Here is a 25,787-nt window from a genome sequence, read left to right as displayed (position 1 = left end):
CGCCGCCGCCGATACGGTTGCGGCCCGGGGTGCCCGAGGACATCCCGACGCTGTGGGCGTTGCGCACCCGCTGTGTCCGCGAGGTGTGCTGCAGCCACTACCCGCCGGAGGTGATCGCGCGCTGGTCGGCGGCGCCGGCGCCGGCGTCGTACCGCGGACTGGTCGCCGCGGGTGGGGCGATCGTCGCGGAGGATCGCGACGGACGCGTGCTCGGCTTCGGCACCGTCGACCTGGCCGGTGCCGAGATCGACGGCCTGTTCGTCGATCCCACCCTGCGCGGCGGCGGCCTCGGCAGGCGCCTGCTGCAGGCACTGGAACTGCGCCTCGTAGCATGTCCGCGCATCCATGTCGCCGCTGCACTGAACGCGGTGGCGTTCTACCGTTCGCAGGGGTATGTGGTGGTGCGCGAGGGAGGCTATCCCCATCCCAGCGGCATCGTGCTGGAGTGCGTGTTCATGGAGAAACATGGCGCGGCCGCGCCACGCTGAGGTCGGTATCTCAGTACATCGCGTGGACGCGGCCGTTTTGCACTGCCGCATGCAAGGCGAATGCTCGCCATCGCTGTCGCCGCCCGTTATCGTGCCGGTTCCTCCTCGGCGTGCTGCGCATGAACCAACCCTCGGTCCCCGACGTCGTTCCCGCGCCGCTGCCCGTCGACGAAGCGGAGCGCCTGCGTGCACTGGCCGAGCTGGGGATGCTGGACACCCCGCCGGAGCCGACCTTCGACGACCTGATCTGGCTGACCAGCCGGCTGTGCGAGGTGCCGATCGCCCTGATCTCGCTGATCGACGAACGCCGGCAATGGCTCAAGGCCAGCTGTGGCCTGCCCGCCGGCACCACCGGGTATCCGCGCGAGATGGCGTTCTGCACCTATGCCTTGCTGGAGCCGCAGTTGCTGGAGGTGGCGGACGCCACGCTGGATCCGCGTTTTGCCGGCAACCCGCTGGTGTGCGGCGCGCCGCATCTGCGTTTCTACGCCGGCATGCCGCTGATTGGCGACCAGGGCTACAGCTACGGCACCCTGTGCGTGATCGACATCCGTCCGCGGCAGTTGGACGCACGCCAGCGCGAAGGTCTGCAGCGCCTGGCCAGGCAGGTCACCGCGCATCTGGAGGCGCGCCGCGACGCACGCATCGCCCACGACCAGGCCAAGACGCTGAGCCTGCTGCTGGAAACCATGCCCGACGGCGTGGTCTCGTGCCTGGCCGACGGCACGCTGGGGGAGTTCAACCAGGTGGCGCGGCAGTGGCACGGGGCCGATCCGCGCGCCTTGCCGCCCGAGCAGTGGGCGCAGTACTTCGACCTGTTCGACGCCAGCGGCCGGCGCCCGCTGGCCAGCGAGGAAGTGCCGCTGGTCCGTGCCTGGCGCGGCGAATCGGTGCGCGATGCGGAAATCGTGATTGCCGCCAAGGGGCAGGCGCCGCGCAGCGTGCTGTGCAATGCGGAACGGCTGGATGGCGGCGATGGGCGCAGCCTGGGCGCGGTGTGCGTGATGCGCGACGTCAGCGCCGAACGCGCGGCGTCGCACGCGGCGCTGCTGGCGGGGCAGCGTTTCTCCGGCGCCTTCTCGGCGGCCGCGCACGGCATGGCGCTGGTGTCGCTGGAGGGGCGCTGGCTGGACGTCAACGACGCCTTGTGCGCGATGCTCGGCTACAGCCGCGAGGAACTGCTGGAGTTGCGTTTCCAGGATCTGACCCATCCCGAAGATCTGGCCGAGGACATGGAACAGGTGGCCGCGTTGATCGCCGGGCGCCGCAGCGACTACCGCAGCGAAAAGCGCTATCGCCACCGCGACGGCCATACCGTGCGTGTGCGCCTGGCGGTGTCGCTGGTGCGCGACGAGCAGCAGCGTCCGCTGCACTTCGTCACCCATATCCAGGACATCACCGAGCAGCACCAGGCCGAGCACCGCCTGCGCGACAGCGAGGCGCAACTGCGCACCATCGCCGACAACGCGCCAGCGCTGATCGCCTACCTCGACCACGACCTGCGCTACCAGTTCGTCAACCGGCCGTATGCGGCGTGGTTCGGGCTGGCGCCGGAGCGCATCATCGGCCGCCGCCTGCACGAGGTGCTGGATCCACAGCAGCAGGCCTTGCTGCAAGCGCATCTGCCGGCAGCCCTGCAAGGCGTGCCGGCGCAGTTCGATGCGGAGTTGTGCGATGCCGCCGATGCCCTGCGGATCATGCATTTCAGCCTGATCCCGGACGTGGCGCTGGCGCCGCAGCGGGTCGGCCTGCACCTGATGATCAGCGACATCACCGGGCAGACCCGGCTGGCGCGGTTGCTGGAAGAGCGTGCACTGCGCGACGAGCTGACCGGGCTGCCGAACCGGATGGCCTGGAACCAGACGCTGCGGCGGCGCATGAACGAGCGCCGCAGTCAGGGCCAGGTGGCGGTGATGTTCCTGGATCTGAACGACTTCAAGAGCGTCAACGACCGTTTCGGCCATCACGTCGGCGATGCATTGCTGGTGCACTTCGCGCGGCTGCTGCAGCGCTGCCTGCGCGGGCAGGACAGCATCGCGCGATTGGGCGGCGACGAGTTCGTGGTGCTGCTGGAAGGGCTGGCCGACGCCAGGCGCGAAGTGCTGGCTGCCGCGGCGCGGATCATGGAGGCGAGCGCGGACGGCTGCGAGGTCAGTGGTCGGCACTTGCCGTTGCAGCCGAGCATCGGCATCGCCGTGCAGGCAGGCCCCGGCTTCGATCCGGTGCTGCTCACCCAGCGCGCCGATGAGGCCATGTACGTGGCCAAGCGCGATCCGCAGGCGCGGGTGCAGATCGCAACGCTCTGAGCGCGGTCCGCCGGCGCGAGGCCGGCACTGGCTACGGTACGGCGCTGTCCGCGGCCACGCGCCGGAACGGATAGTGCCCGCCATCGGCGTCGAGCGTGCCCTGGTCGGCATCGCCGGGCGTATCGAAGCGGATGACGATGTCCTGCGCGCTCAGGAAGAATGCGTGATCCGACGCGGGAATCAGCGGATACGCCTGATCCTTGCGCAGTTCCATCAGCAGGCTGCCCTGCGCTTCGCGGATCCGGAACGTGCCCAGTTCGGGAATGGCGAAACTGCCGACGAAGCGCCGCTGCGCGGCGATGTCCAGCGCGACGGCAGTGCGCCGGACCGGCTGGAAGTCCGGCCAGGCGTAGGCCGCGGCGATGGCGCGCACGATCTCCAGACCCAACTGGTAGCCCTGGTCGCCATTGCTCAGCACCACCGCGCCATCGCATCCCTGCGGATACACCACCAGCGTGGCCTTGTAGCCAGCGTTGGAGCCGTCGTGATAGACGTACTTGCGCGCGCCGGCGCCGCCGATGTTCAGGCCCAGGCCGTAGCCATCCCGCACCGGGGTCATCATGGCGCGCGCGCTGGCGGCGGACAGCACGCGGCCGCGGCCGGCCTGCGCATCGCACAGTTCGATCGCATAGCGCGCCAGGTCCTGCGCGTTGGTCCACAGGCCGGCCGCGGCCAGTTCCGGGTAGGTGTGTGGGCCGCCTGCCACCGGTGCGCCATTGGCATCGTGCGGTTGCGCCGCGTGCGCCAGATCGCGTGCGGGCAGCGGTTGGCGGAAACTGCTGGCGCGCATGCGCAGCGGCGCCAGCACGCGCTGCTGCAGCAGCGTCGGAAAGTCCTGCCCGCCGACGTCGATCAGCAACTGCTGCATCACCGTGTAGCCGCCGCCCGAATAGCGGTAGCGCACCCCGACCGGCGCCTCCACCCGCACCGGCGCCGAGTTCGCGGGCGCCTGGCCGTCGAGCACCTGCTGCAGGGTGGGCACGGCGGCGCCGTGGGCGTAGCCATCGAAACCGTGCACGCTGGTGCCGGCGGTGTGCGACAGCAGCTGACGCAGGGTCACCGGATGGTCGTGGCTGTCGGCGGCATCGGGCAGGGTCCACGAGGTCAGGCGCGCATTGACCGGGGCGTCCAGCGCCACGCGTCCGTCCTGGACCAGGGACAAGGCCGCCATCGCCGCCACCGGCTTGCTCACCGAGCCGGCCTGGAACAGGGTCCTGGCATCGACCGCGGCCCCGCCGCTGGCGGTGACGCCATAGCCCTTGGCCCAGGCGACGCGGCCACGCTGGATCACCGCGATCGCCACGCCCGGGACGTGCAGCGCGTCCATCTGGTCGAGCAGCGACAACTGCCCGCCCGCCTGGTCCTGGGTGACGACGGCCGGCAGCAGGCCATGCTCGACCTGCCGGACCTTCGGGCTGGTGCTGGGCGCGGCACTCGCGGCCACGACGTTGCCGGCCAGGCCAAGTGCGCAGAACAGGATCGATGGGCGCATGCGTCGCTCCAGGCGGCAGGTGAGCTGGAACCGCGAGACAGCCGCGGTCGCCACGTCCGTGCAGGAATACGTGCTGCGGCGATGGCGACGACAGGCCCGAAGGTCACTGGGCGTTCCGGCCAGTCGCCGTGCCGATGTCGCTCAGCGCGTGGCGCGTTGCAGCCAGGCCACCGCGCCGCGCCCGGCGCGCACGCCGCTGGCGAAGCACGCGGTGAGCAGGTAGCCGCCGGTCGGCGCTTCCCAGTCGAGCATTTCGCCGGCGCAGAAGGTGCCGGGCAGCGCCTGCAGCATCAGGTGCGCATCCAGCGCCTCCAGGCGCACGCCGCCGGCGCTGCTGATCGCCTCGGCCAGCGGGCGCGGGCGCAGCAGGGTCAGCGGCAGGCGCTTGAGCGTGGCCGCGGCCAGCGCCGGATCCTGGCCGGCCTGCTTGCCGAGGATCTCGAACAGCAGCGCGGCCTTGACCCCGTCGATGCCGGCCTGGCGGCGCAGATGCTCGCCGAAGCTGCGGCCGCCGCGCGGCTTGCCCAGTTCGGCCTGCAGCCGCGGCAGATCCCGGCCGGGCGCCAGGTCCAGCCACAGCGTGGCCGGGCCGTGCGCGGCGATGGCCTCGCGCAGGTCCGCGGCCAGCGCATAGATCAGGCTGCCTTCGATGCCGTGTTCGCCGACCACGCATTCGCCCTGCAGCGACTGCGCCTGGCCCTGCGCATCGTGCCAGTGCGCGACCACCGGCTTCAGCGGCGCGCCGGCATGGCGTTCGCGGAAATGCGCGCTCCACTTCACGTCGAAGCCGCAGTTGGCCGGCTGCAGCGGCGCCACCTCCACGCCGCGCGCGCGCAGCGTGTCCTGCCAGGCGCCGTCGGAGCCGAGCTGCGGCCAGCTGCCGCCGCCCAGCGCCAGCACGCAGGCATTGGCCTGCACGCGCTGCTCGCCATCGGCGCTGGCGAAGCGCAGCGCGCCGTCCGCGGCCCAGCCCAGCCAGCGCTGCTGCACGTGGAAGCGCACGCCGGCCTCCTTCAACCGCCGCACCCAGCCGCGCAGCAGCGGCGCGGCCTTGCGGTCCAGCGGGAACACCCGGCCGGAGCTGCCGACGTAGGTCTCCACGCCCTGCGCCTGCGCCCAGGCGCGCAGCGCGTCGGCATCGAAGTCGGCCAGCCAGTCGCCGACCGCGGTCGCGCGTTCGCGATAGCGGGCGACGAAGCGTTCGAACGGATCGGAGTGGGTCAGGTTGAGGCCGCCCTTGCCGGCGATCAGGAACTTGCGTCCCACCGAGCCCTTGGCCTCGTACACGTCGACCTCGGCGCCGGCGGCACGCGCGGTCTCGGCGGCGATCAGCCCGGCCGGGCCGCCGCCGACGATGACGAGACGGCCGCGCACCGGCGCGGCGTGCTTGCTGGCGGGCATCGGCGCAGTCGGCTCAACGCGGCTGGACATCGAGCAGTTCGACCTCGAACACCAACGAGGCGCCCGGCGGGATCACCCCGCCGGCGCCGCTGTCGCCGTAGCCGTAGTCCGACGGCAGCATCAGCAGGCGCTTGCCGCCCACGCGCATGCCGGCCACGCCCTCGTCCCAGCCGCGGATCACCTGGCCGCCGCCCAGCACGAAGCTGAAGGGCTGGCCGTGGTCGGCGGAGGCATCGAACTTCTCGCCGCGCTTGTCCTTGGCGTGCTCGTCGTACAGCCAGCCGGTGTAGTGCACGGTGACGCGGCTGCCGGGGCGCGCCTCGGCGCCGTCGCCGACGCGCTCGTCGGTGGCCTGGAACGCGGCGATGCTGCCGCCGGGCGGCGGCCCCGGCGGCGTGCAGCCGCTCAGCAGCCACGCCGGCAACGAAAGGCTCAACAGCAGCAGGATTCGGCGCATGCGGGACGTCCACGGCGGGCAGGGCGTGCAAGGGTAGCGCATCGCCGCAGCGGCTATCATGCGGCGCATGGCCAAACTGCTGCTCAACCTGCGCCACGTGCCCGACGACGAACGCGCCGAGGTCTGCGCGCTGCTCGATACCGCCGGCATCGGCTACTACGAAACCCGCGCCGGCACCTTCGGCATCTCCGCCGGCGGCATCTGGCTGCGCGAGGACGCCGAGCAGGCGCGCGCCAAGGCGCTGCTGGCCGAGTACCAGGCCGAACGTGGCCAACGCGCCCGCGCCGAGCGCGCCGCGGCGTTGCGCGACGGCAGCGCCGAGACCTTCGCCAGCCTGTTGCGGCGGCGCCCGCTGTTCGTGCTGGCGACGCTGCTGGGCATGCTGCTGGTCGCTTCGCTGGTGCTGCTGCCGTTCCTGCTGCTGCGCGGCTAGCGGCGCGCGCTGCAACACGCGTCGCCGAGGTGCCGTGTGCGCTGGGGCGGCCGTTTCCTGCAGCGGGCATGCGCCGCAGGCTCTAAAATGCGCCGATGATCGCCAACACCGCCGCCTATCACTTCGTCGCCATCGCCGACCCCGACGCGCTCGCCGCACAGCTGCATGCCTGGGCGCAGGACGGCGACCTGCGCGGCACGATCCTGGTGGCAGGCGAGGGCATCAACCTGTTCCTGGCCGGCGCGCCGGCGGCGATCGACGGCTTCTACGCGCAGTTGCGTGCCGATCCGCGCTTCGCCGACCTGCGCGTCAAGTCCAGCACCAGCGCACAGCAGCCGTTCGCGCGGCTGAAGGTCAAGGTCAAGCCGGAGATCATCAGCTTCCGTCGCGACGCCGCCTCGCCGCTGGAGGCGGCGCGCGCACCGGCGGTGGCGCCGGCCACCTTGCAGCGCTGGCTGCGCCAGGGGCACGACGACACCTGCCGGCGCGTGGTGCTGCTGGACACGCGCAATGCGCAGGAAGTGGTCTACGGCACCTTCGCCGGCGCGCTGACCCTGCCGATCGTCAAGTTCACCGACCTGCCGGAGGCGCTGGCCCCCCATCGCGCGGCCCTGGCCGACGCCACCGTGGTCAGCTTCTGCACCGGCGGCATCCGCTGCGAAAAGGCGGCGCTGTGGATGCGCGCCGACGGCATGGACAACGTGTTGCAACTGGACGGCGGCATCCTCGGCTACTTCGAGGAAGTGGGCGGCGAGGGCTACGACGGCCGCTGCTTCGTCTTCGACGAACGCGTGGCGCTGGATCCACAGTTGGAGCCGCTGGTGGGCGGCTGATTGTCGCGGGATTGGGGAGTCGGGATTGGGGATTGGCAAAGGCGGGTTGCTGCCAGCTATGCAAGTGGCCCGTCAGGTAAGGCAACACCCGCTTTAACGAATCCCCAATCCCGAATCCCCAATCCCCACGCCGTCAGGCGTACTGCATCTTGCGCGTCATCCCGCCGTCGACCACGAACTCCTGGCCGGTGATGAAGCCGGCCTGTGCCGACAGCAGATAGACCGCCAGGGCGCCGATGTCCGGCGGCGTGCCGACTCGCCCGGCCGGGTGCTGCGCATGGTCCTGCCGCGACAGCTTGGGCGTGCGCCGCGCATTCGGCTTGCGCCAGGCGTCGGTCGCGATCCAGCCGGGGCTGATGCAGTTGACCCGCACCGCCGGCCCGGCGCTGATTGCCAGCGCGTGGGTGAAGGCCACCAGCCCGCCCTTGGACGCGGCGTAGGCCTCGGTGTCCGGTTCGGACTGCTGCGCGCGGGTGGAGGCGATGTTGATGATGGCGCCGCCGCCGCGGCTGTTGCGCAACGCCGGCAAGGCGTGCTTGCTGCACAGGAACGCGCCGCCCAGGCTGGCGCCGAGCCGTCGGTTCCACTCGCGCAGCGACAGCCGTTCCAGCGGTCCGGTGTGTGGATCGGCGATGCCGGCGTTGTTGACCAGCCCGTCGATGCGACCGAACCGGGCCAGTGCGGCCTCGATGAAGCGGCGCACGCTGGCCTCGGCGGCCACGTCGACGCGGCGGAACAGCAGGCGCTCGCCGGCCTCCAGTTCGGTCACGCAGGCCCGCCCGGCGTCGGCGTCGAGATCGCAAAACACGACCTTGCCGCCAGCCCCCAGCACCGCCTGCACCACGCCGCGGCCGATGCCTTGCGCGCCTCCGGTGACCAGCACCACACGGTCGCGCAAGGGCAGGGCGGGAACGGGGGCGGGCGGCGGGATCAGCGACATGGGGGGCGACCGGGCGAGGGCAGGGGTGTCAGCCTAGCCAGCGCGCTGTGCAACCAATGTGGTAGTGGCGCTTGCGTTGATCTGATGATGCGAGGCTTCGCCCGTACCCTCATCCGCCCCTTCGGGGCACCTTCTCCCGGCGGGAGAAGGAAGATGCCAAAGCCCCTCTCCCACCGGGAGAGGGGTTGGGGTGAGGGTACGGAGCGCGCAGCGCTCGCGTGGATCTGGTGATGCGAGGCTTCGCCCGGACCCTCATCCGCCCCTGCGGGGCACCTTCTCCCGGTGGGAGAAGGAACAAGCCAAAGCCCCTCTCCCCTCGGGAGAGGGGTTGGGGTGAGGGTACGACCGCCAGCCAAGCGTCCTGCCCGATGCACACACCAACACCCAACACCCAGCGCAAATCAGCGTTCCGGCCACGGCCGCTGCAATCGGCAACCATCGTCCCCACCTCGTCCGCATCGCCTGCAGGAACCCGCCGCACCATGATGCCGATCTCCATCCTCGACCTCGCCCCGGTCTGCGAAGGCAGCGACACCAGCGCCGCCTTCGCCAACATGCTGGATCTGGCCCAGCACGCCGAACGCTGGGGCTACCATCGCTACTGGCTGGCCGAGCACCACAACATGCCCGGCATCGCCAGCGCCGCTACCGCGGTGCTGATCGGGCATGTGGCCGGCGGTACCAAGCGCATCCGCGTCGGCGCCGGCGGCATCATGCTGCCCAACCACGCGCCGCTGCAGGTGGCCGAGCAGTTCGGCACCCTGGCCTCGCTGTATCCCGGACGCATCGACCTGGGCCTGGGCCGCGCGCCCGGCACCGACCAGGCCACGGCGCGCGCGTTGCGCCGCTACTTCGACAGCGCCGACCAGTTCCCGCACGACGTCGCTGAACTGCTGCGTTATTTCGAGCCGGCGGTGGACGGGCAACTCGTGCGCGCCGTGCCCGGCGCCGGCATCGAGGTGCCGATATGGCTGCTCGGCTCCAGCCTGTTCAGCGCGCGCCTGGCCGCGGCGATGGGCCTGCCGTTCGCCTTCGCCTCGCATTTTGCGCCGGACGCGATGGACGAGGCACTGGCGGTGTATCGCCGCGAGTTCCGCGCATCGCCGCGTCTGCAGGCGCCGTATGCGGTGCTGGCCTTGAACGTGGTGGCCGCCGCGTCCACCGAAGAGGCGCGGCGCGTGTTCACCACCCAGCAACAGAGCTTCGTCAACCTGCGTCGCGGCCGTCCCGGGCTGATTCCGCCGCCGATCGACGACATCGAGACGTTCTGGGCGCCGCACGAGAAGTTGGGTGTTGAACGGGCGCTGGCCTGCACCGTGCTCGGCGATCCCGACACGGTCGCACAGGGCCTGTCGGACTTCGTCGCGCGGCACCGCCCGGACGAGCTGCTGTTGACCGCGAACATCCACGATCACGCGGCCCGCTTGCGCTCGTTCCAATTGACGGCGGAGGCATGGACGCAGGTCGCAGCGGCCGCCTGATACGTGCATTTGCGCGGGTGTCTACGAGCGCAGACGCACCTCGGCGAGAAACGCCGCACTCCTGTTGATGCACATCACAGCACGCGCTGCTTTCACGATGTCTTGATTTTGCCCGGTATGTGATCGTGGCGCGTCACGCATCAGCGTGGCGTTCGGCCCAGGACATGGCCGTACAACGACGCGAACAGGGGATCGGCAATGAACGCACAACATCCGATGGCGCCGGTGCACGAATGTGGACTGGAGGCGGCACTGCAACAGCTGAGCAAATGCCTGGAGCGCGTCCGCGGCCAGGCGACCGAGCGATCGACCCAGAACGCCTCGCCGCGCCAGGCGCACATGCGCAACGTGTTCGCCAACGAGACGGGGCTGTACCTGGTGAAGTGAGCGGGTGGCGCTGCGCGCTGCCGCCGCGATGCGTCAGCGCAGCTTCTGCATCCATTCCCGGCCCAGGTCGACCACCTGGTCCGAGGCCAATCCCAGGCTCAGCGCCACGGCGATGCTGCCCAGCCACGACAGCAGCATCAGCCCACCGTCCCGTTCCAGCAACGCCAGCGCGAACAGCAGCAGCATCGCGCCGAAAGCGTAGTTGGTGAACGGGATCGGAAGCGACAGCAGGATCCCCAGGACGACCAACAGCAGGCCGCTGAACGCACGCGCCGGCAGAGTGTCGACCAGCATTGGCAGGCGGGGCTTGAGCAGCCGGTCCAGGCGTCGCAGCCACGGCGCGATGCGGCCGACGAAGCGCTGCATGGTGCGGCGGCGCGGCCCGCGCTCGCCGATGAAGCGCGGCAACCACGGTTTGCGCAGCCCGATCAGCATCTGTAGGCCGATCAGCGTCACCAGCGGCCCGCTGATGCCGCCGGCCAGGCCCGGCACCGGCAGGAATGCGGGCAGGATCGCCACGAACAGGAATACGCCGAACGCGCTCTGCTGCAGATCGGCGAGGATCAGCCGCAGCCGCAGGTGTTCGTCCGGGTCGCCCAGGACGAAGGTGTCGAGCAGGGTGCGGATGCCCTCGGCGCTGTAGCCGTGGTCGCCGTCGCGCGGCGCACCGCCGGGCGCGTCACCCGGTGATGTCATCGCTGTTCTCGTCCTGCAGCCTGCGCAGCAGCAGCTTGTCCACGCGCGCGCCGTCCAGGTCGACGATCTCGATGCGCCAGCCCGCCCAGTCGAAGAACTCGCCGGCGTGCGGGATGCGCCCGAAGTAGTAGATGCACAGCCCGGCCAGGGTGTTGTAGTCGCCTTCCTCGGCGCTGGGCAGTTCGGCGCCGCCTAGCAGCTCGCGCAATTCCTCGATCGCCAGCGAGCCGTCGATCAGCAGCGAGCCGTCGGCGCGGGTTATCACCAGCGCGTCCTCGTCGGCGGTGTCGGCCGATTGCAGGCGCCCGACCACCGCGCCCATCAGGTCGCTGATCGTCACCAGGCCCTGGATCTCGCCGTACTCGTCCACCACCAGCGCCATCGACTGCTGTTCCTCGCGGAAGATCTCCAACAGCTTCATCGCGTGGGTGGACTCGGACACGAACAGGGTGTCGCGCAGGCTCTGGAACAGCTGGGTGGCGTCGCCGTCCATGCGCGTGACCAGCGATTTCACCTCCAGCACGCCGGCGATGTCCTGGTCGCTGCCGCGGTACACCGGGTAGCGCGAAAACTCGTGTTCGCGCATCACCTGCAGGTTGCGTTGCGGCTCGGCGTTGGCGTCGAGCCAGGCGATGCGGTTGCGCGGGGTCATCAGGCTGTCGGCGGTGCGGTCGCCCAGGCGCATGACCCGGTTCATCATGTCGCGCTCGTGCGCGTCGATCACGCCCGCCTCGTGGCTCTCGGCCACCAGCATGCGGATCTCCTCTTCGGTCACCGAGGCCGATTCCTCCTTGCCCAGGCCGAGCAGGCGCAGCACCAGCCGGGTCGAGCGCGACAGCACCCAGACGAACGGCGCGGCGGCCCGGGCCAGCCAGCCCATGGGAATGGCGACGAAGCCGGCGATGACCTCCGATCGGGTCAGGGCCAGGCGTTTGGGCACCAGTTCGCCGAAGATCAGCGTCAGGAAGGTGATCAGCACGATCGCCAGGGTCTTGCCGATCAGCGCCGACCACGGCTGCGGGTCGCCGAACAGGGTGAAGTTGGCCGCCAGCGCCGGGAACAGCGCCTGCAGCTTGGCCGCGATCGCCACGCCCATGGCCTGGCCGCCGAAGACACCGGTCAGGATGCCGATGGCGGTGATGCCGATCTGCACGGTGGACAGGAAGTGCTCGGGGTTCTCGGCCAGCGCCAGGGCCTTGGCCGCGCGCGTGCTGGACTGGGACATCTGCTTCAGCCGGCTCTTGCGCGAGGTCATCAGCGACATCTCGGACATCGCGAAGAAACCGTTGAGCAGGATGAGGGCTGCAACGATCAACAGTTCAAGCATGCGCGCGCTCCTTGGCGCCAAGGAAAGCGGGGACATGGGCGCCGTTGCGGCGCGGGGGAGGGGGTGTGGGGTGGTCGTCCATAGGGTGCACCCGCGAAGGGCGCGGCGGCGATGGTAACAAACCCGGGCGGGGGCCGCGTCCACGCCGCGCCCACATGGCCCGGGCCTGCCCAGCGGCCGCGACTATCCGCAGGTGTCAGCAAACAGTCATAATTCCGCCCTAGTGCCGTCCTTCCCGCGACGGCGGGAAGCGCGTTGCATGTTTTCGTTGCAGACCATCTTCGGTTCCGGCAAGCAGTTCTACACCCTGCTCGACGAGGCGGCACAGGCCGCCTACGACAGCACCAAGGCCCTGCACGCGATGATGCGCGAGTCCGACCGGCAGCCGGCGCTGGACGCCTTCAAGCTGGCGCGCCTGCGCGAGCGCGCGGCCTCGGACAAGATCGGCCAGGCGCTGGTGGACAGCTTCATGACCCCGATCGAGCGCGAGGACATCGAGGCGCTGGGCTCGGCGCTGTACAAGATCCCCAAGCAGGTGGAGAAGTTCGCCGACCGCTACTCGCTGGCGATCCAGCACCTGGAGCATATCGATTTCGCCCCGCGCGCGGCGATGCTGGAGCAGGCCGCGGCGGTGGTGGTGGAGATGGTCCACGACCTGCGCAACATGCACCTGGACCGGATGAGCGCGCTCAACGACAAGCTGCGCTCGCTGGAGAACGAGGCCGACCGGCTGATGCTGGAGCTGTACCGCGACATCTACTCCGGCCGCCTGGACAACCTGCAGATGTTCCTGCTCAAGGAGTTCTTCGAAATCCTGGAGAAGGCCATCGACCGTTGCCGCGAGGCCGGCGTGGTGGTCTACCAGATCGTGCTGAAGAACTCCTGATGGACGCGCTGCGGAGTTGCTGCCTGCGCGGCCGTCGCGCCCTGCGCGCGCCGGCCGCCGCCGCCGCGTGCGTGGAGGCGCGCCGATGCTGAGCCTGGTCCTGATCGTGATCCTGGCGGCGCTGGTGTTCGAATTCATCAACGGCTTCCACGACACCGCCAACTCGATCGCCACGGTGGTCGCCACCAAGGTGCTCAGCCCCGGCTGGGCGGTGATGCTGGCCGCGGCGATGAACCTGGTCGGCGCGCTGACCGGCACCGCGGTGGCGATGACGATCGCCTCCGGCCTGCTCAACACCGACGTGGTCGCGGTGACCCCGCAGGTGGTGCTGTGCGCGCTGCTCGGCGGCATCGTCTGGAACCTGATCACCTGGTGGAAGGGCCTGCCGTCCTCGTCCTCGCACGCGTTGATCGGCGGCCTGTGCGGCGCCGGCCTGGCCGCGGCGCACAACGACTGGGATGCGCTGATCTGGTCGCAGACCGTGGGCGACTGGGCCAAGAACAAGGGCCTGCTGTGGAAGGTGTTCGTGCCGATGGTCACCTCGCCGATCGCCGGCTTCCTGCTCGGCATCGCGGTGATGCTGCTGCTGTGGGCGGCGATCGCCGGCCTGGCCAAGCTCGGCGGCCCGCTCGGGCGGCTGGCGCGGCCGCGCTGGGTCAACGCCTTCTTCGGCAAGGCGCAGATCGCCTCGGCCGCGTACATGGGCTACGCGCACGGCCACAACGACGCGCAGAAGACCATGGGCATCATCGCCATGACCCTGATCGGCGCGCAGAGCACCGGCGCCCTGGACGACCTGCCGTCGTGGCTGGCGTTCCTGCATCCCGACGCCCATCAGGGGCAAGGCATCGCCACCTGGATCGTGCTGACCTGCGCGGTGGTGATGGCCGCCGGCACCGCCTCCGGCGGCTGGAAGATCATCAAGACCCTGGGCCACAAGATGGTCAAGCTGCATCCGATCCACGGCTTCGCCGCGGAGACCAGCTCGGCCACGATCCTGACCCTGGCCGCGCACTTCGGCATGCCGGTGTCCACCACCCACAGCATCTCCACCGCGATCATGGGCGTGGGCTTCGCCAAGAACCCGCGCTCGCTGCGCTTCGGCGTCATCGAACGCATCGTCTGGGCCTGGATCCTCACCATCCCCGCCGCCGCCGGCGTGGCGTATCTGATTTTCCGCGGATTCGCCTTGGCTGGGTGGGTGTGAGTGGAGCAGGGATTGGGGAGTCGGGATTGGGGATTCGCTAAAGCGGGTTCCCGGCTAGCCCGATATCCCCATCCGCCGCACTGCAGCGGGGCACAGCCGAGGCGCGGCTATCGCGAATCCCGAATCCCAACTCTCCAATCCCGCTTCCAGTGCCGGGAACCCGCCTTAGCGAATCCCCAATCCCGAATGCCTAATCCCCGCTAATTCGCCCGATACATCGCCAGAACGTCCTGCCGCAATGCGCGCTGGCTGTCGGCGCGGTTGTAGAACATGTGGCCGCCGGGGTAGTTCTTGACCTGCACGCGGGTCGGGTCGTTGCCCATTACCGGCATTTGATCCACGGTCAGCACCGAGCCCATGAACGGGCACGACAGGTCGTTCCAGCCGTGCACGATCAGCACGCGCAGTTTCGGGTCGATCGCCACCGCCTGGCGCAGTTGCGTCACCGAGCCCTTGCGCAGTTCGTCGTCCCAGTCCCACAGCCGGTTCACGTCGTAGTTCAGCGCTTCGTAGCGGGCGTCGACCTTCCAGCCGACCACGCGGGTCACGAAATCGACCATCGCGGTGGTGGTGGGGGCGATGATGCTGTCCAGCAGCGGGTCGTTGGCGCGCTGCTCGGGGGCGTTGGGGAACGGGTCGAAGGCGGTGACGTTGGAGTCGTAGCGGCTGCCGAGTTCGCCCTTGTCGCGGAACACCTCGCGCAGGTACGCCTGGGTCTCCAGGCGGCCGCCGGCGCGGCGCACGAAGGCCGGGTCGAGACCGGTCATCGCGGTCACCTGCTGGATCATGCGGGTGGTGCCGGCCGGGTCGGAACGCCCGCGCAGCAGCGCGGTGACGTAATCGCCGCGGGTGTAGTCGATCACCTGGCGCATCGCCTCCGGGGTCAGCTTGCCCTCGCGCTCCAGGCGCGCGGCGGCGATCGACGGCAGGGTCAGCATCCACGGCAGCGGCGAGACGTCGCCGTTGTCGTCCAGGGTCGGATTCAGGTATGGCGAGACCAGGACCACGCCGTTCATCGCCACGCCGAGCTTGGTCTGCAGGTAGTGGGTGATGCGCGGGCCGCGGAAGCCGCCGTAGCTTTCGCCGACCAGATACTTGCGCGACTGCAGGCGCTGGTTCTTCAGCAGCCAGTCGTAAATGGTGCGCGAGAGGTACTCGATGTCGGCCTGCGGGTTGTAGAACTGTTTCTTGGCCTGCTCGTCGGGGATGCGCGAGCGGCTGAAGCCGGTGCCGACCGGGTCGATGAACACCAGGTCGGTGAAGTCCAGCCAGGTGCCGGGGTTGTCGCGCAGTTGCGCCGGCGCGGACGCGCTGTCGCCTTCGCTGCCGAACGCCACCACCTTCGGTCCGATCGCGCCCAGGTTGAGATACACCGAGGCCGCGCCGGGGCCGCCGTTGAGCGCGAAGGTGACCGGGCGGTCCTTGCCGTCCATGGTGTAGGCGGTGTAGACCACGTCGGCGACGACCTTGCCCTGCTTGTCCTTCACCGGCAGCGTGCCGACCTTGACCGTATAGCGCAGGGTGCGGCCGTCGAGCTGGGTGGATTGGCTGGTCTGGGCGTCGGCCGGCAGAGGCGGCGGTTCGACGGCGGCGGGCTTGTCGGCCTTGTCGGCGTTCGCCGCATCGGCATCGGCGGCCAGTGCCGCGGTCATCGGCGTCGCCGCCAGCAGCACGGCCAGCAGCACGGAGGGAAAGGTCGGCACGGGCGGTCGCTCGCAGGGAGGTAGCCGGCATGCTAGGCCGCGGCGCCGGCGCGGCGGATGTGCACAAAGCCATGGTCGGCGCCCGCGCGCCGCGCCATGCCGGTCATCGGCGCTGGCTACAATCCTCGGCTAGTCCCGTACTCCGATCCGTCACGCATGCCTCCAGTTCGTTTCCAGCTGCCGTTGTGCCTATCCCTGGCGGTGTTGCTGGCCGGTTGCGCCAGCGCGCCGCCGCCGGTGGCCGACTCGCCGGCCGCACACGATGCGCATGCGCACGATCGGCACCGCCTGTGGCGATTGGTGAGCACGCGTTGCCTGCCGCAGGCGCGGCTCGGCGCCGATCCGGCGCCCTGCAGCGACGTGCATCCCGGGCCAGGCGAACGCTATGCCTTGATGAAGGATCTGCGCGGCGACTACCAATACCTGCTGATCCCGACGGTGCCGGTGAGCGGGATCGAGGATCCGCGCGCGCGCGGTGCCGGCGCGCCGAACTGGCTGGGCCTGGCCTGGCAGGCGCGCACCCGGGTCGAGCGGTTGTTGCAGCGGCCGCTGCCGCGCGAACTGACCAGCCTGACGATCAATCCGCCCTCGGCGCGTTCGCAGGACCAGTTGCATATCCATATCGATTGCCTGGCGCCGCAGGTGCGCGACCAGTTGCAGGCGATGCAGGCGGCGATCGGCCCGACCTGGGCGCCGTTGCCGCAGCCGCTCCACGGGCACGCCTATCGGGCCATGCGCCTGGAGGGCGAAGCGCTGGATGCGAATCCGCTGACCTTGCTGGCGCGCGCCCTGCCGCCGCACCAGCACATGGCCCACCAGACCCTGGCGGTGGTCGGCGCGGCGTTCGATGGCCGCCCCGGCTTCGTGCTGCTGGCCGCCACCGCGCTTCCCGGCGATGGGGTCGGTGCGGAAGAACTGCAGGATCACGACTGCACCGGCGTGGTGCCGGCGGCGCCTGCGCGCGGATGACCGCCCGAGCGGCAGTCGATCACCGGATGGCCGGCGTGACGAATGTGGATGCCGGTGCGTAAGCCCGGCATGCCGTCGTCGTCCGTCGTAGGAGCGGCTTCAGCCGCGACGGGGCGTTCCCCGGGAGAGCCAGGTCGCGGCTGAAGCCGCTCCTACGACGGCAGCAAGCAGCCGCGCTTGCGTCGCCTCAGACCTCCAGCGACGCCAGGTCGCCCTTGGTCTCCAGCCACTGCTTGCGGTCGCCGGCGCGTTTCTTGGCCAGCAGCATGTCCATCAGCGAGCGGGTCTGGTCGCCGTCGTCCACGGTCAGCTGCACCAGGCGCCGGGTGTCGGGGTGGATGGTGGATTCGCGCAACTGCTGCGGATTCATCTCGCCCAGGCCCTTGAAGCGGGTGACGCTGACCTGGCCCTTGATCTTCTCGCGCTCGATCTTGTCCAGCAGCGAGCGCTTCTCCTCCTCGTCCAGCGCGTAGAACACCTGCTTGCCCACGTCCACGCGGAACAGCGGCGGCATCGCCACGAACACGTGGCCGGCGCGCACCAGGGCGGGGAAGTGGCGCAGGAACAGCGCGGTCAGCAGGGTGGCGATGTGCAGGCCGTCGGAGTCGGCGTCGGCCAGGATCACCACCTTGCCGTAGCGCAGGCCGTCGATCTCTTCCTTGCCCGGGTCGCAGCCGATCGCGATCGCCAGGTTGTGCACTTCCTCCGAGGCCAGCACGCTGCCGGAGGCCACTTCCCAGGTGTTGAGGATCTTGCCGCGCAGCGGCAGGATCGCCTGGAAATCCTTGTCGCGGGCCTGCTTGGCGCTGCCGCCTGCCGAGTCACCCTCGACCAGGAACAGTTCGGTGCGCGACAGATCCTGGCTGATGCAGTCGGCCAGCTTGCCCGGCAGCGCCGGGCCCTGGGTGACCTTCTTGCGCACGATCTGCTTCTCGGTCTTCAGCCGCGCGCTGGCGCGGTCGATGGCGATCTGCGCGATGCGCGTGCCGGTTTCCACGTTCTGGTTCAGCCACAGGCTGAAGGCATCGTGCGCGGCGCCCTCGATGAAGCCGGCGGCCTGGCGCGAGGACAGGCGTTCCTTGGTCTGGCCGCTGAACTGCGGGTCGGTCATCTTCAGCGACAGCACGAACGCGACGCGGTCCCACACGTCTTCCGGCGCCAGCTTGACGCCGCGCGGCAGCAGGTTGCGGAAATCGCAGAACTCGCGCAGCGCATCGGTGAGGCCGCTGCGCAGGCCGTTGACGTGGGTGCCGTGCTGCGCGGTGGGGATCAGGTTGACGTAGCTCTCCTGCACCAGTTCGCCTTCCACCACCCAGGCCACCGCCCAGTCGACGATCTCGCGGTCCTTCTTCAGGCTGCCGACGAACAGCTCGGCCGGCAGCAACTCGCGCTCGGCCAGTTCGCCGCGCAGGTAGTCGCGCAGGCCGTCCTCGAAATACCAGGTGTCCTGCTCGCCGGTGGCCTCGTCGTGCAGCTTGACGGTCAGGCCGGGGCACAGCACCGCCTTGGCGCGCAGCAGGTGGCGCAGCGCGCGCACCGCGAATTTCGGCGTGTCGAAATACTTCGGGTCCGGCCAGAAACGCAGGCGCGTGCCGGTGTTCTTCTTGCCGACGCTGCCGACGATCTCCAGCTTGGAGGCGGCGTGGCCGTCGGCGAAGGCCATGCGGTATTCGTTGCCTTCGCGCTTGATGAACAGTTCCACCCGGGTGGACAGCGCATTGACCACGCTGACGCCGACGCCGTGCAGGCCGCCGCTGAAGGTGTAGTTGCGGTCGCTGAACTTGCCGCCGGCATGCAGCCGGGTGAGGATCAGTTCGACGCCGGAGATCTTCTCTTCCGGGTGGATGTCCACCGGCATGCCGCGGCCGTCGTCGGACACCTCGCAACTGCCGTCCTTGTACAGCGTCACCTCGATGTGCCGGGCGTGACCGGCCAGCGCCTCGTCGACGGCGTTGTCGATGACTTCCTGCGCCAGGTGGTTGGGGCGTGCGGTGTCGGTGTACATGCCGGGCCGGCGCTTGACCGGGTCCAGGCCAGAGAGAACTTCGATGTCGGCGGCGTTGTAGCGGGTATTCATGCGTCTCAGCAGGTGGCGCGAAGCAGATCCGGAAGTGTGCGGTCTGCGGCGGTTTTTTGCACGTCGCCGGTGTTCAGGGCGGGTGCGGGGGCTCCACGCTACGCTGGCCCTGGAAAAACCGCGACGTCGCCCACATCTTCGTCGCACGTCCCAAAGGAGTCCGCCATGAACGTTCGCAAGCTGTTGACCCTGGCCGCCCTGGTCGCCGCCGCGGTGGCCGTGCCGGTCGCGATGGCCCAGGCGCAGAGCGCCGATCCGGCCGCCTCCGGTGCCGCCGCCTACGAGGCGCAGGTCGCCAAGGAAAAGGCCGAGGCCGACGCCAAGGTCAAGCGCCGCGCCGCCGCGGCCGCCGAGCACAAGGCCGGCAAGGATGCGGCCGCGCCGAAGAAGGAAGAGGAAGAGGAAGCGCGCAAGCCTTAAGCTTGCGCACGGTTTCCAGCACACGACGCCCCGGTCGCCCGGGGCGTCGCTTTTTTGTGGGGCGGCTGTTGCGCAAAAGCGCTTGGGCAAATCCGCTTCACCCGTTAAACTATGGCTTTCCGGGAGGCCTTTGAGCCATGACCCCCCTGATCTTCGTTACCGGCGGCGTAGTGTCCTCGCTTGGCAAGGGCATCGCGGCCGCTTCGCTTGCGTCCATTCTCGAAGCACGTGGCCTGTCGGTCACGATGATGAAACTGGACCCCTACATCAACGTCGACCCGGGCACGATGAGCCCGTTCCAGCACGGCGAGGTGTACGTCACCGACGACGGTGCCGAGACCGACCTGGACCTGGGGCATTACGAGCGCTTCGTGCGCACGCGGCTGTCGCGCAAGAATTCGGTCACCACCGGGCGCATCTACGAGAACGTGATCCGCAAGGAGCGTCGCGGCGACTACCTCGGCGCCACTGTGCAGGTGATTCCGCACATCACCGACGAGATCCGTCGCTGCGTGGATGAAGCCACCGCCGGTTACGACGTGGCCCTGGTCGAGATCGGCGGCACCGTCGGCGACATCGAGTCGCTGCCGTTCCTGGAAGCGATCCGCCAGGTGCGCACCGAGCGCGGCGCCGAGAAGGCCATGTTCATGCACCTGACCCTGGTGCCGTACATCGCTGCGGCGGGCGAGCTGAAGACCAAGCCGACCCAGCATTCGGTCAAGGAACTGCGCTCGATCGGCATCCAGCCGGACGTGCTGCTGTGCCGCTCGGAACAGGCGATCCCGGATTCGGAGCGGCGCAAGATCGCACTGTTCACCAACGTCTCCGAGCGCGCGGTGATCAGCGCCGCCGACATCGACGTGCTCTACGGCATGCCGCTGGAATTGCACCGGCAGGGTCTGGACGAGATCGTCATCGAGCAGTTCAAGCTGCGCGACAAGGTCGGCGCGGCCAACCTGTCGGAGTGGGAAGCGGTGGTCGATGCGATCAAGCATCCGCTCGACGAGGTCACCATCGCCGTGGTCGGCAAGTACGTGGACCACCAGGATGCGTACAAGTCGGTCGGCGAGGCGCTCAAGCACGGCGGCCTGCGCCAGCGCACCAAGGTCAACCTGAAGTGGCTGGAGGCGCAGGACCTGGAAGGCAGCGACATGGCGGCGCTTGCCGACGTGGACGGCATCCTGGTCCCGGGCGGCTTCGGCGACCGCGGCTTCGAAGGCAAGGTGCTGACCTCGCGTTATGCGCGCCAGCACGGCGTGCCGTACTTCGGCATCTGCTACGGCATGCAGGCCGCGGTGGTCGACTACGCGCGGCATGTCGCCGGGCTGGATGCGGCCAACAGCACCGAGAACGACCGGCAGTCGCCGTATCCGGTGATCGGCCTGATCACCGAGTGGCGCACCGCCAGTGGCGATGTCGAGAAGCGCGACGAGAAGTCCGATCTCGGCGGCACCATGCGCCTGGGTCTGCAGGAGCAGCGGCTCAAGCCGGGCACGCTGGCGCGCGAGCTGTACGGCAAGGACGTGGTGGCCGAACGCCATCGCCACCGTTACGAGTTCAACAATCGCTACCGCACCCAGCTCGAGGACGCCGGCCTGGTGATTGCCGCCAAGTCGATGGATGACACCCTGGTGGAGATGGTGGAACTGCCGCGCGAGACGCATCCGTGGTTCCTGGCCTGCCAGGCGCACCCGGAATTCCTGTCCACGCCGCGCGACGGCCATCCGTTGTTCATCGGCTTCGTGCGCGCTGCGCGCGAGCGCAAGGCGGGTGGGAAGCTGTTGAAGGAAGCGCGCGCGTAGTTCCTTCTCCCTGTGGGAGAAGGTGGCGCGAAGCGCCGGATGAGGGTACGGGGCGAAGCCTCGCGTAGTTTGAGTTCCCTAGGCTTCGCCCGGACCCTCACCCCCAACCCCTCTCCCGGCGGGAGAGGGGCTTGATTCCATGAGGCTTCGCCCGGACCCTCACCCCCAGCCCCTCTCCCGATGGGAGAGGGGGTAACCTCGCCAAACATCTCGTGCCCGAACGGAACGAGGCTCAACCGATAGGTGATCCAATGAAACTGTGTGGCTTCGACGTCGGCCTGGACCAGCCGCTGTTCCTGATCGCCGGCCCGTGCGTGATCGAGTCGATGCAACTGCAGCTCGACGTCGCCGGCAGGCTCAAGGAGATCACCGGCCGGCTGGGCATCAACTTCATCTTCAAGTCCAGCTTCGACAAGGCCAACCGCACTTCCGGTACCAGCTTCCGCGGCCCCGGCCTGGAAGAAGGGCTCAAGGTGCTGGAAGCGGTGAAGCAGCAGATCGGCGTGCCGGTGCTGACCGACGTGCACGAGTACACGCCGATGCACGAAGTGGCCGCGGTGGTCGACGTGCTGCAGACGCCCGCGTTCCTGGTGCGGCAGACCGACTTCATCAAGAACGTGTGCTCCGCCGGCAAGCCGGTCAACATCAAGAAGGGCCAGTTCCTGTCGCCGTGGGACATGAAGCCGGTGGTGGACAAGGCCAAGTCCACCGGCAACGAGCAGATCATGGTCTGCGAGCGCGGCGCCAGCTTCGGCTACAACAACCTGGTCAGCGACATGCGCTCGCTCAGCGTGATGCGCGAGACCGGCTGCCCGGTAGTGTTCGACGCCACCCATTCGGTGCAGTTGCCGGGCGGGCAGGGCGGCAGTTCCGGCGGCCAGCGCGAGTTCGTGCCGGTGCTGGCGCGCGCGGCGGTGGCCGTGGGCGTGGCCGGCGTGTTCGCCGAGACCCACCCGGATCCGTCCAAGGCGTTGTCCGACGGCCCCAACGCCTGGCCGCTGGACCAGATGGAGGCGCTGCTGGAAACGCTGATGGAGCTGGACGCGGTGACCAAGAAGCACGGCTTCTCGCGCTTCGCCTGACGTGCGCATGGCGTCGACCTCGTCGCCTCGCTGCGGCCGGTCGTGGGGCCTGGCCGCGTTGCTGCTGGTGCTGCTGGCCTGGCTCGCCCTGGTAGGCACGGTCCTGTCCTTCCTCGCCAGCATCGGCGTGCCCGGCGATGGCGACAACGCCATCCGGGCCATGCGTCCGTGGATCCTCACCTCGCTGGGCGTGCTGGCGGTCTCCGCAGCGGGCGGGCTGCTCGCCGCGGTGCAGGGCTGGCGATTGCGGCGGGGACGCGTCTGTGCGGTCATCGCGGCCGCGCTGCTGGCGCTGCTGCTGATCGTGGCGATCCCCCTGTCCGCGATCCTCCGCTGAGCCGCGTTAGCGGCGTGATTTGGCAAGTGATGGGCCGGCGGGGATAATCATGCGGCATTCGTTCCCCGCCCCCTCTCCTGACAGGTAACCGGCCCGCCCATGAGTACGATCCGCAGCATCCACGCCCGTGAAATCCTCGACAGCCGCGGCAATCCCACGCTGGAAGCCGATGTCATCCTGGAGGACGGTTCGTTCGGTCGTGCCGCGGTGCCCTCGGGCGCGTCCACCGGAACCAAGGAAGCGGTCGAGCTGCGCGACGGCGACAAGACCCGCTACCTGGGCAAGGGCGTGCGCAAGGCGGTGGAGAACGTCAACACCACCATCGCCAGCGCGCTGAAGGGCTTCGACGCTGCCGACCAGCAGGGCCTGGACCGCCGCCTGATCGACCTGGACGGCACCGAGAACAAGGGCCGCCTCGGCGCCAACGCGCTGCTCGGCGTCTCGCTCGCCAACGCGCATGCCATTGCCGCCTCGCGCAAGCAGCCGCTGTGGCAGTCGCTGGCTGCAGGCAACACCGCCAACCTGGCGCTGCCGGTGCCGATGATGAACATCATCAACGGCGGCGCGCATGCCGACAACAACGTCGATTTCCAGGAATTCATGGTGCTGCCGGTCGGCGCCGCCTCGTTCTCCGAGGCGCTGCGCGCCGGCACCGAGATCTTCCATGCGCTGAAGTCGGTGCTGAAGGGCCACGGCCTGTCCACCGCGGTCGGCGACGAAGGCGGCTTCGCCCCGGATTTCCGCAGCAACGTCGAAGCGCTGGACACCATCCTCGAAGCGATCGGCAAGGCCGGCTACACCGCCGGCGAAGACGTGCTGCTGGGCCTGGACGTGGCCTCCAGCGAGTTCTACGACAACGGCAAGTACCATCTGGTCGGCGAGGGCAAGCGCCTGACCAGCGAGCAGTTCGTCGACTTCCTCGCCGACTGGGCCGCGCAGTACCCGATCGTCAGCATCGAGGACGGCCTGGCCGAGGACGACTGGGCCGGCTGGAAGCTGCTCACCGACCGCATCGGCAGCAAGGTGCAACTGGTCGGCGACGACCTGTTCGTGACCAACCCGAAGATCTTCAAGCAGGGCATCGAGTCCGGCACCGCCAACGCGATCCTGATCAAGGTCAACCAGATCGGCACCCTGACCGAGACCCTGGAAGCCATCGCCATGGCCGACAAGGCCGGCTACGCGGCCATCGTCTCGCACCGCTCCGGCGAGACCGAGGACACCACCATCGCCGACATCGCCGTGGCCACCACCGCCACCCAGATCAAGACCGGCTCGCTGTGCCGCAGCGATCGCGTGGCCAAGTACAACCAGTTGCTGCGCATCGAGGAAGCGCTGGGCAGTGCCGCGCGCTACGCCGGGCGCGACGCTTTCGTCTCGCTCAAGCGATAAGCCGTGCGTAACTGGCGCTGGCTGCTGCTGGTGCTGGCGGGACTGCTGGCGTGGCTGCAGTACCGTTTCTGGCTCGGCCCGGGCAATTCCGGCGAAGTGCTGGTGCTCGAAAGCCAGGTCGAGCACCAGAAGCGCGACAACGAAGGACTGCAGCAACGCAACGCCGCGCTCGCCGCCGAGGTCAAGGACCTCAAGGACGGCGAGGCGGCGATCGAGGAGCGCGCGCGTAGCGAACTGGGCATGATCAAGCCGGGCGAAAAGTTCTACCGCGTGGTCGAGAACGCGCCGGTGCCGACGCCGGCCGGCACGGCCGCGGGCGCGCAGCCGGCGCCCGTCACCCCGGCGCCGGGCGAGCAACCCTGATGGCCACGGTCTGGGCCGTGGTCCCGGCGGCCGGCCGCGGCACCCGTTTCGGCGGCGCCACGCCCAAGCAGTATCTGCAGGCGGGCGGGCGTCCGTTGCTGGCGCATGCATTGGAAGCGTTGCTGGCGCATCCGGCGGTGGCCGGGGCGATGGTCGCGCTGGGCGCCGACGATGCGCTGTGGCCGGGCTGGACCGAACTGGCCGGCAAGCCGGTGCTGACCTGCCTGGGCGCCAGCAGCCGTGCAGGCTCGGTGCTGGCCGCGCTGCAGGCCTTGCCTGAGTCGGTGAAGGCGGACGATTTCGTGCTGGTGCACGATGCGGCGCGACCGAACCTGGCGCTGGCCGACCTGGACCGGCTGCTGGAAGCGGGACGCGGCGATCCGGTCGGCGCGATCCTGGCCGCGCCGGTGCGCGACACGCTCAAGCGTGCCGGCGACGACGGCGGCATCGACGGCACCGAGCCGCGCGAGCGCCTGTGGCGCGCGCTGACTCCGCAGCTGTTCCGGCGCATGCAACTGAGCCGCGCGCTGGAGCAAGCCGCCGCGGCCGGCGTGGAGGTCACCGACGACGCCATGGCGATGGAGTTGCTGGGGCTGCGGCCGCTGCTGGTGGAAGGCGCCGAAGACAATTTCAAGGTCACCACGCCCGCCGACCTGGCGCGCTTCGAGTTCGAACTGTTCCAGCGCGCGCGGCAGTCGTGATGCACCTGTCCTTGGATGCGGCCGCCGTGGCGCGGCGCGTGCTCCGTCCTTTTTCATTTCTCGTGGGATGTCTCCATGCCTATGTCTGAACTTCCCCGCATCCGCATCGGCCAGGGCTACGACGTCCATGCCTTCGGCGATGGCGACCACCTCATGCTCGGCGGCGTGCGCGTGGCGCACGAGCGCGGCGTGCTCGCCCACAGCGACGGCGACGTGGTGATCCACGCCCTGTGCGATGCCTTGCTCGGCGCGCTGGCGCTGGGCGACATCGGCCAGCATTTCCCGCCGTCCGATCCGCGCTGGAAGGGCGCCGACAGCGCGCAGTTCCTCGATCACTGCATGGGCCTGCTGCACGCGCGCGGCTGGCGCGTGGGCAATGTCGACGTCACCGTGATCTGCGAACGGCCCAAGGTCGGCCCGCATGCGCAGGCGATGCGCGAACGCCTGGCGGCACTGTTGCAGGTCGAACTGGACTGCGTGAGCGTCAAGGCCACCACCAGCGAGAAGCTGGGCTTCACCGGCCGCGGCGAGGGCATCGCGGCGCAGGCGGTGGCCTTGCTGGTGGCGCTGTGAGTGAGCTGCCGCGCGCGTTCGGGCCCGCGCCCCT

General features: G+C 69.5%; 25 protein-coding genes. 17 read left to right on the top strand and 8 right to left on the bottom strand.

Annotated elements, in window-relative coordinates; genetic code table 11:
- Positions 1 to 11 precede the first annotated feature (11 nt).
- A complete protein-coding gene (locus AC1PK7_RS12700; protein ID WP_481100895.1) occupies positions 12 to 488 on the top strand; it encodes a GNAT family N-acetyltransferase in 477 nt (158 codons plus the stop codon).
- A 119-nt stretch (positions 489 to 607) separates the two neighbouring features.
- The gene (locus AC1PK7_RS12695; protein ID WP_481098363.1) at positions 608 to 2,794 is read left to right on the top strand and encodes a PAS domain S-box protein; all 2,187 of its coding nucleotides are present in this window, start codon (positions 608 to 610) and stop codon (positions 2,792 to 2,794) included.
- Between the two features lie 31 nt (positions 2,795 to 2,825).
- Here the strand turns inward: AC1PK7_RS12695 and AC1PK7_RS12690 are convergent, their stop codons facing one another.
- From AC1PK7_RS12690 to AC1PK7_RS12680, 3 genes are all read right to left on the bottom strand, one after another.
- Complete coding sequence (locus AC1PK7_RS12690) at positions 2,826 to 4,286, bottom strand: serine hydrolase domain-containing protein (protein ID WP_481098362.1); 1,461 nt, start codon at positions 4,284 to 4,286, stop codon at positions 2,826 to 2,828.
- A 141-nt stretch (positions 4,287 to 4,427) separates the two neighbouring features.
- On the bottom strand, positions 4,428 to 5,687 hold the full coding sequence (locus tag AC1PK7_RS12685) for a TIGR03862 family flavoprotein (protein ID WP_481100894.1): 1,260 nt from the start codon (positions 5,685 to 5,687) through the stop codon (positions 4,428 to 4,430).
- A gap of 13 nt (positions 5,688 to 5,700) precedes the next feature.
- Positions 5,701 to 6,144, bottom strand: coding sequence for an FKBP-type peptidyl-prolyl cis-trans isomerase (locus tag AC1PK7_RS12680; RefSeq protein WP_010341042.1), 444 nt, complete (start codon positions 6,142 to 6,144; stop codon positions 5,701 to 5,703).
- 67 nt (positions 6,145 to 6,211) lie between these two features.
- On the opposite strand from AC1PK7_RS12680, the gene AC1PK7_RS12675 reads away from it, so the two are divergent.
- Together AC1PK7_RS12675 and AC1PK7_RS12670 are read left to right on the top strand one after the other, a co-directional pair.
- Positions 6,212 to 6,577, top strand: coding sequence for a DUF6164 family protein (locus AC1PK7_RS12675; protein WP_481098361.1), 366 nt, complete (start codon positions 6,212 to 6,214; stop codon positions 6,575 to 6,577).
- Positions 6,578 to 6,672: 95 nt separating this feature from the next.
- Positions 6,673 to 7,410, top strand: a complete 738-nt coding sequence (locus tag AC1PK7_RS12670) for a sulfurtransferase (protein ID WP_481098360.1) — start codon at positions 6,673 to 6,675, stop codon at positions 7,408 to 7,410.
- Positions 7,411 to 7,543: 133 nt separating this feature from the next.
- On the opposite strand, the gene AC1PK7_RS12665 is transcribed toward AC1PK7_RS12670, so the two are convergent.
- Complete coding sequence (locus tag AC1PK7_RS12665; RefSeq protein WP_481098359.1) at positions 7,544 to 8,350, bottom strand: SDR family oxidoreductase; 807 nt, start codon at positions 8,348 to 8,350, stop codon at positions 7,544 to 7,546.
- Positions 8,351 to 8,832: 482 nt separating this feature from the next.
- Here AC1PK7_RS12665 and AC1PK7_RS12660 point away from each other — a divergent pair, with 482 nt between their 5' ends.
- Entirely contained in the window at positions 8,833 to 9,831 is a 999-nt protein-coding gene (locus AC1PK7_RS12660; RefSeq protein ID WP_481098358.1) for an LLM class flavin-dependent oxidoreductase, read from the top strand.
- Between the two features lie 198 nt (positions 9,832 to 10,029).
- Entirely contained in the window at positions 10,030 to 10,218 is a 189-nt protein-coding gene (locus tag AC1PK7_RS12655) for a hypothetical protein (RefSeq protein WP_019802461.1), read from the top strand.
- Between the two features lie 33 nt (positions 10,219 to 10,251).
- Here the strand turns inward: AC1PK7_RS12655 and AC1PK7_RS12650 are convergent, their stop codons facing one another.
- Positions 10,252 to 10,914, bottom strand: coding sequence for an exopolysaccharide biosynthesis protein (locus AC1PK7_RS12650; protein ID WP_481098357.1), 663 nt, complete (start codon positions 10,912 to 10,914; stop codon positions 10,252 to 10,254).
- Positions 10,898 to 12,241: a hemolysin family protein gene (locus tag AC1PK7_RS12645; RefSeq protein ID WP_481098356.1), complete on the bottom strand. Its 1,344-nt coding sequence runs from the start codon at positions 12,239 to 12,241 to the stop codon at positions 10,898 to 10,900. Before AC1PK7_RS12645 ends, AC1PK7_RS12650 begins: the two co-directional genes overlap by 17 nt.
- Positions 12,242 to 12,500: 259 nt before the next feature.
- Between AC1PK7_RS12645 and AC1PK7_RS12640 the strand changes: the two genes are divergently transcribed.
- Both AC1PK7_RS12640 and AC1PK7_RS12635 read left to right on the top strand, forming a co-directional pair.
- Positions 12,501 to 13,127: a DUF47 domain-containing protein gene (locus AC1PK7_RS12640; protein ID WP_010343421.1), complete on the top strand. Its 627-nt coding sequence runs from the start codon at positions 12,501 to 12,503 to the stop codon at positions 13,125 to 13,127.
- An 85-nt stretch (positions 13,128 to 13,212) separates the two neighbouring features.
- Positions 13,213 to 14,334 carry an inorganic phosphate transporter gene (locus AC1PK7_RS12635; RefSeq protein ID WP_371182479.1) on the top strand — a complete coding sequence of 374 codons (1,122 nt, stop codon included), beginning with the start codon at positions 13,213 to 13,215 and terminating at the stop codon, positions 14,332 to 14,334.
- A 200-nt stretch (positions 14,335 to 14,534) separates the two neighbouring features.
- Here the strand turns inward: AC1PK7_RS12635 and AC1PK7_RS12630 are convergent, their stop codons facing one another.
- Complete coding sequence (locus AC1PK7_RS12630; protein ID WP_481100893.1) at positions 14,535 to 15,986, bottom strand: S10 family peptidase; 1,452 nt, start codon at positions 15,984 to 15,986, stop codon at positions 14,535 to 14,537.
- Between the two features lie 207 nt (positions 15,987 to 16,193).
- Here AC1PK7_RS12630 and AC1PK7_RS12625 point away from each other — a divergent pair, with 207 nt between their 5' ends.
- On the top strand, positions 16,194 to 17,006 hold the full coding sequence (locus tag AC1PK7_RS12625; protein WP_481098355.1) for a CDP-diacylglycerol diphosphatase: 813 nt from the start codon (positions 16,194 to 16,196) through the stop codon (positions 17,004 to 17,006).
- 187 nt (positions 17,007 to 17,193) lie between these two features.
- Here the strand turns inward: AC1PK7_RS12625 and parE are convergent, their stop codons facing one another.
- Positions 17,194 to 19,083 carry a DNA topoisomerase IV subunit B gene (gene parE, locus AC1PK7_RS12620; protein WP_481098354.1) on the bottom strand — a complete coding sequence of 630 codons (1,890 nt, stop codon included), beginning with the start codon at positions 19,081 to 19,083 and terminating at the stop codon, positions 17,194 to 17,196.
- A 165-nt stretch (positions 19,084 to 19,248) separates the two neighbouring features.
- Here parE and AC1PK7_RS12615 point away from each other — a divergent pair, with 165 nt between their 5' ends.
- The 8 genes from AC1PK7_RS12615 to ispF all read left to right on the top strand — a co-directional run bounded on the left by AC1PK7_RS12615 (position 19,249) and on the right by ispF (position 25,753).
- Positions 19,249 to 19,503 carry a hypothetical protein gene (locus AC1PK7_RS12615; RefSeq protein WP_481098353.1) on the top strand — a complete coding sequence of 85 codons (255 nt, stop codon included), beginning with the start codon at positions 19,249 to 19,251 and terminating at the stop codon, positions 19,501 to 19,503.
- Positions 19,504 to 19,640: 137 nt separating this feature from the next.
- Entirely contained in the window at positions 19,641 to 21,305 is a 1,665-nt protein-coding gene (locus AC1PK7_RS12610) for a CTP synthase (RefSeq protein WP_019799956.1), read from the top strand.
- Positions 21,306 to 21,556: 251 nt separating this feature from the next.
- Positions 21,557 to 22,387, top strand: coding sequence for a 3-deoxy-8-phosphooctulonate synthase (kdsA, locus tag AC1PK7_RS12605; RefSeq protein WP_481098352.1), 831 nt, complete (start codon positions 21,557 to 21,559; stop codon positions 22,385 to 22,387).
- Between the two features lie 7 nt (positions 22,388 to 22,394).
- Positions 22,395 to 22,724, top strand: coding sequence for a hypothetical protein (locus tag AC1PK7_RS12600; RefSeq protein ID WP_481098351.1), 330 nt, complete (start codon positions 22,395 to 22,397; stop codon positions 22,722 to 22,724).
- Positions 22,725 to 22,823: 99 nt separating this feature from the next.
- The gene (gene eno, locus AC1PK7_RS12595) at positions 22,824 to 24,116 is read left to right on the top strand and encodes a phosphopyruvate hydratase (protein WP_043095786.1); all 1,293 of its coding nucleotides are present in this window, start codon (positions 22,824 to 22,826) and stop codon (positions 24,114 to 24,116) included.
- Between the two features lie 3 nt (positions 24,117 to 24,119).
- Complete coding sequence (gene ftsB / locus AC1PK7_RS12590) at positions 24,120 to 24,479, top strand: cell division protein FtsB (protein WP_481098350.1); 360 nt, start codon at positions 24,120 to 24,122, stop codon at positions 24,477 to 24,479.
- A complete protein-coding gene (gene ispD / locus AC1PK7_RS12585; RefSeq protein ID WP_481098349.1) occupies positions 24,479 to 25,180 on the top strand; it encodes a 2-C-methyl-D-erythritol 4-phosphate cytidylyltransferase in 702 nt (233 codons plus the stop codon). The genes ftsB and ispD overlap by 1 nt, the downstream gene beginning before the upstream one ends.
- 81 nt (positions 25,181 to 25,261) lie before the next feature.
- A complete protein-coding gene (gene ispF / locus AC1PK7_RS12580; protein WP_481098348.1) occupies positions 25,262 to 25,753 on the top strand; it encodes a 2-C-methyl-D-erythritol 2,4-cyclodiphosphate synthase in 492 nt (163 codons plus the stop codon).
- Positions 25,754 to 25,787 lie beyond the last annotated feature (34 nt).

The sequence above is a fragment of the Xanthomonas sp. NCPPB 3174 genome, assembly GCF_056725205.1.
This window is presented reverse-complemented; position numbering and strand designations above follow the sequence as displayed.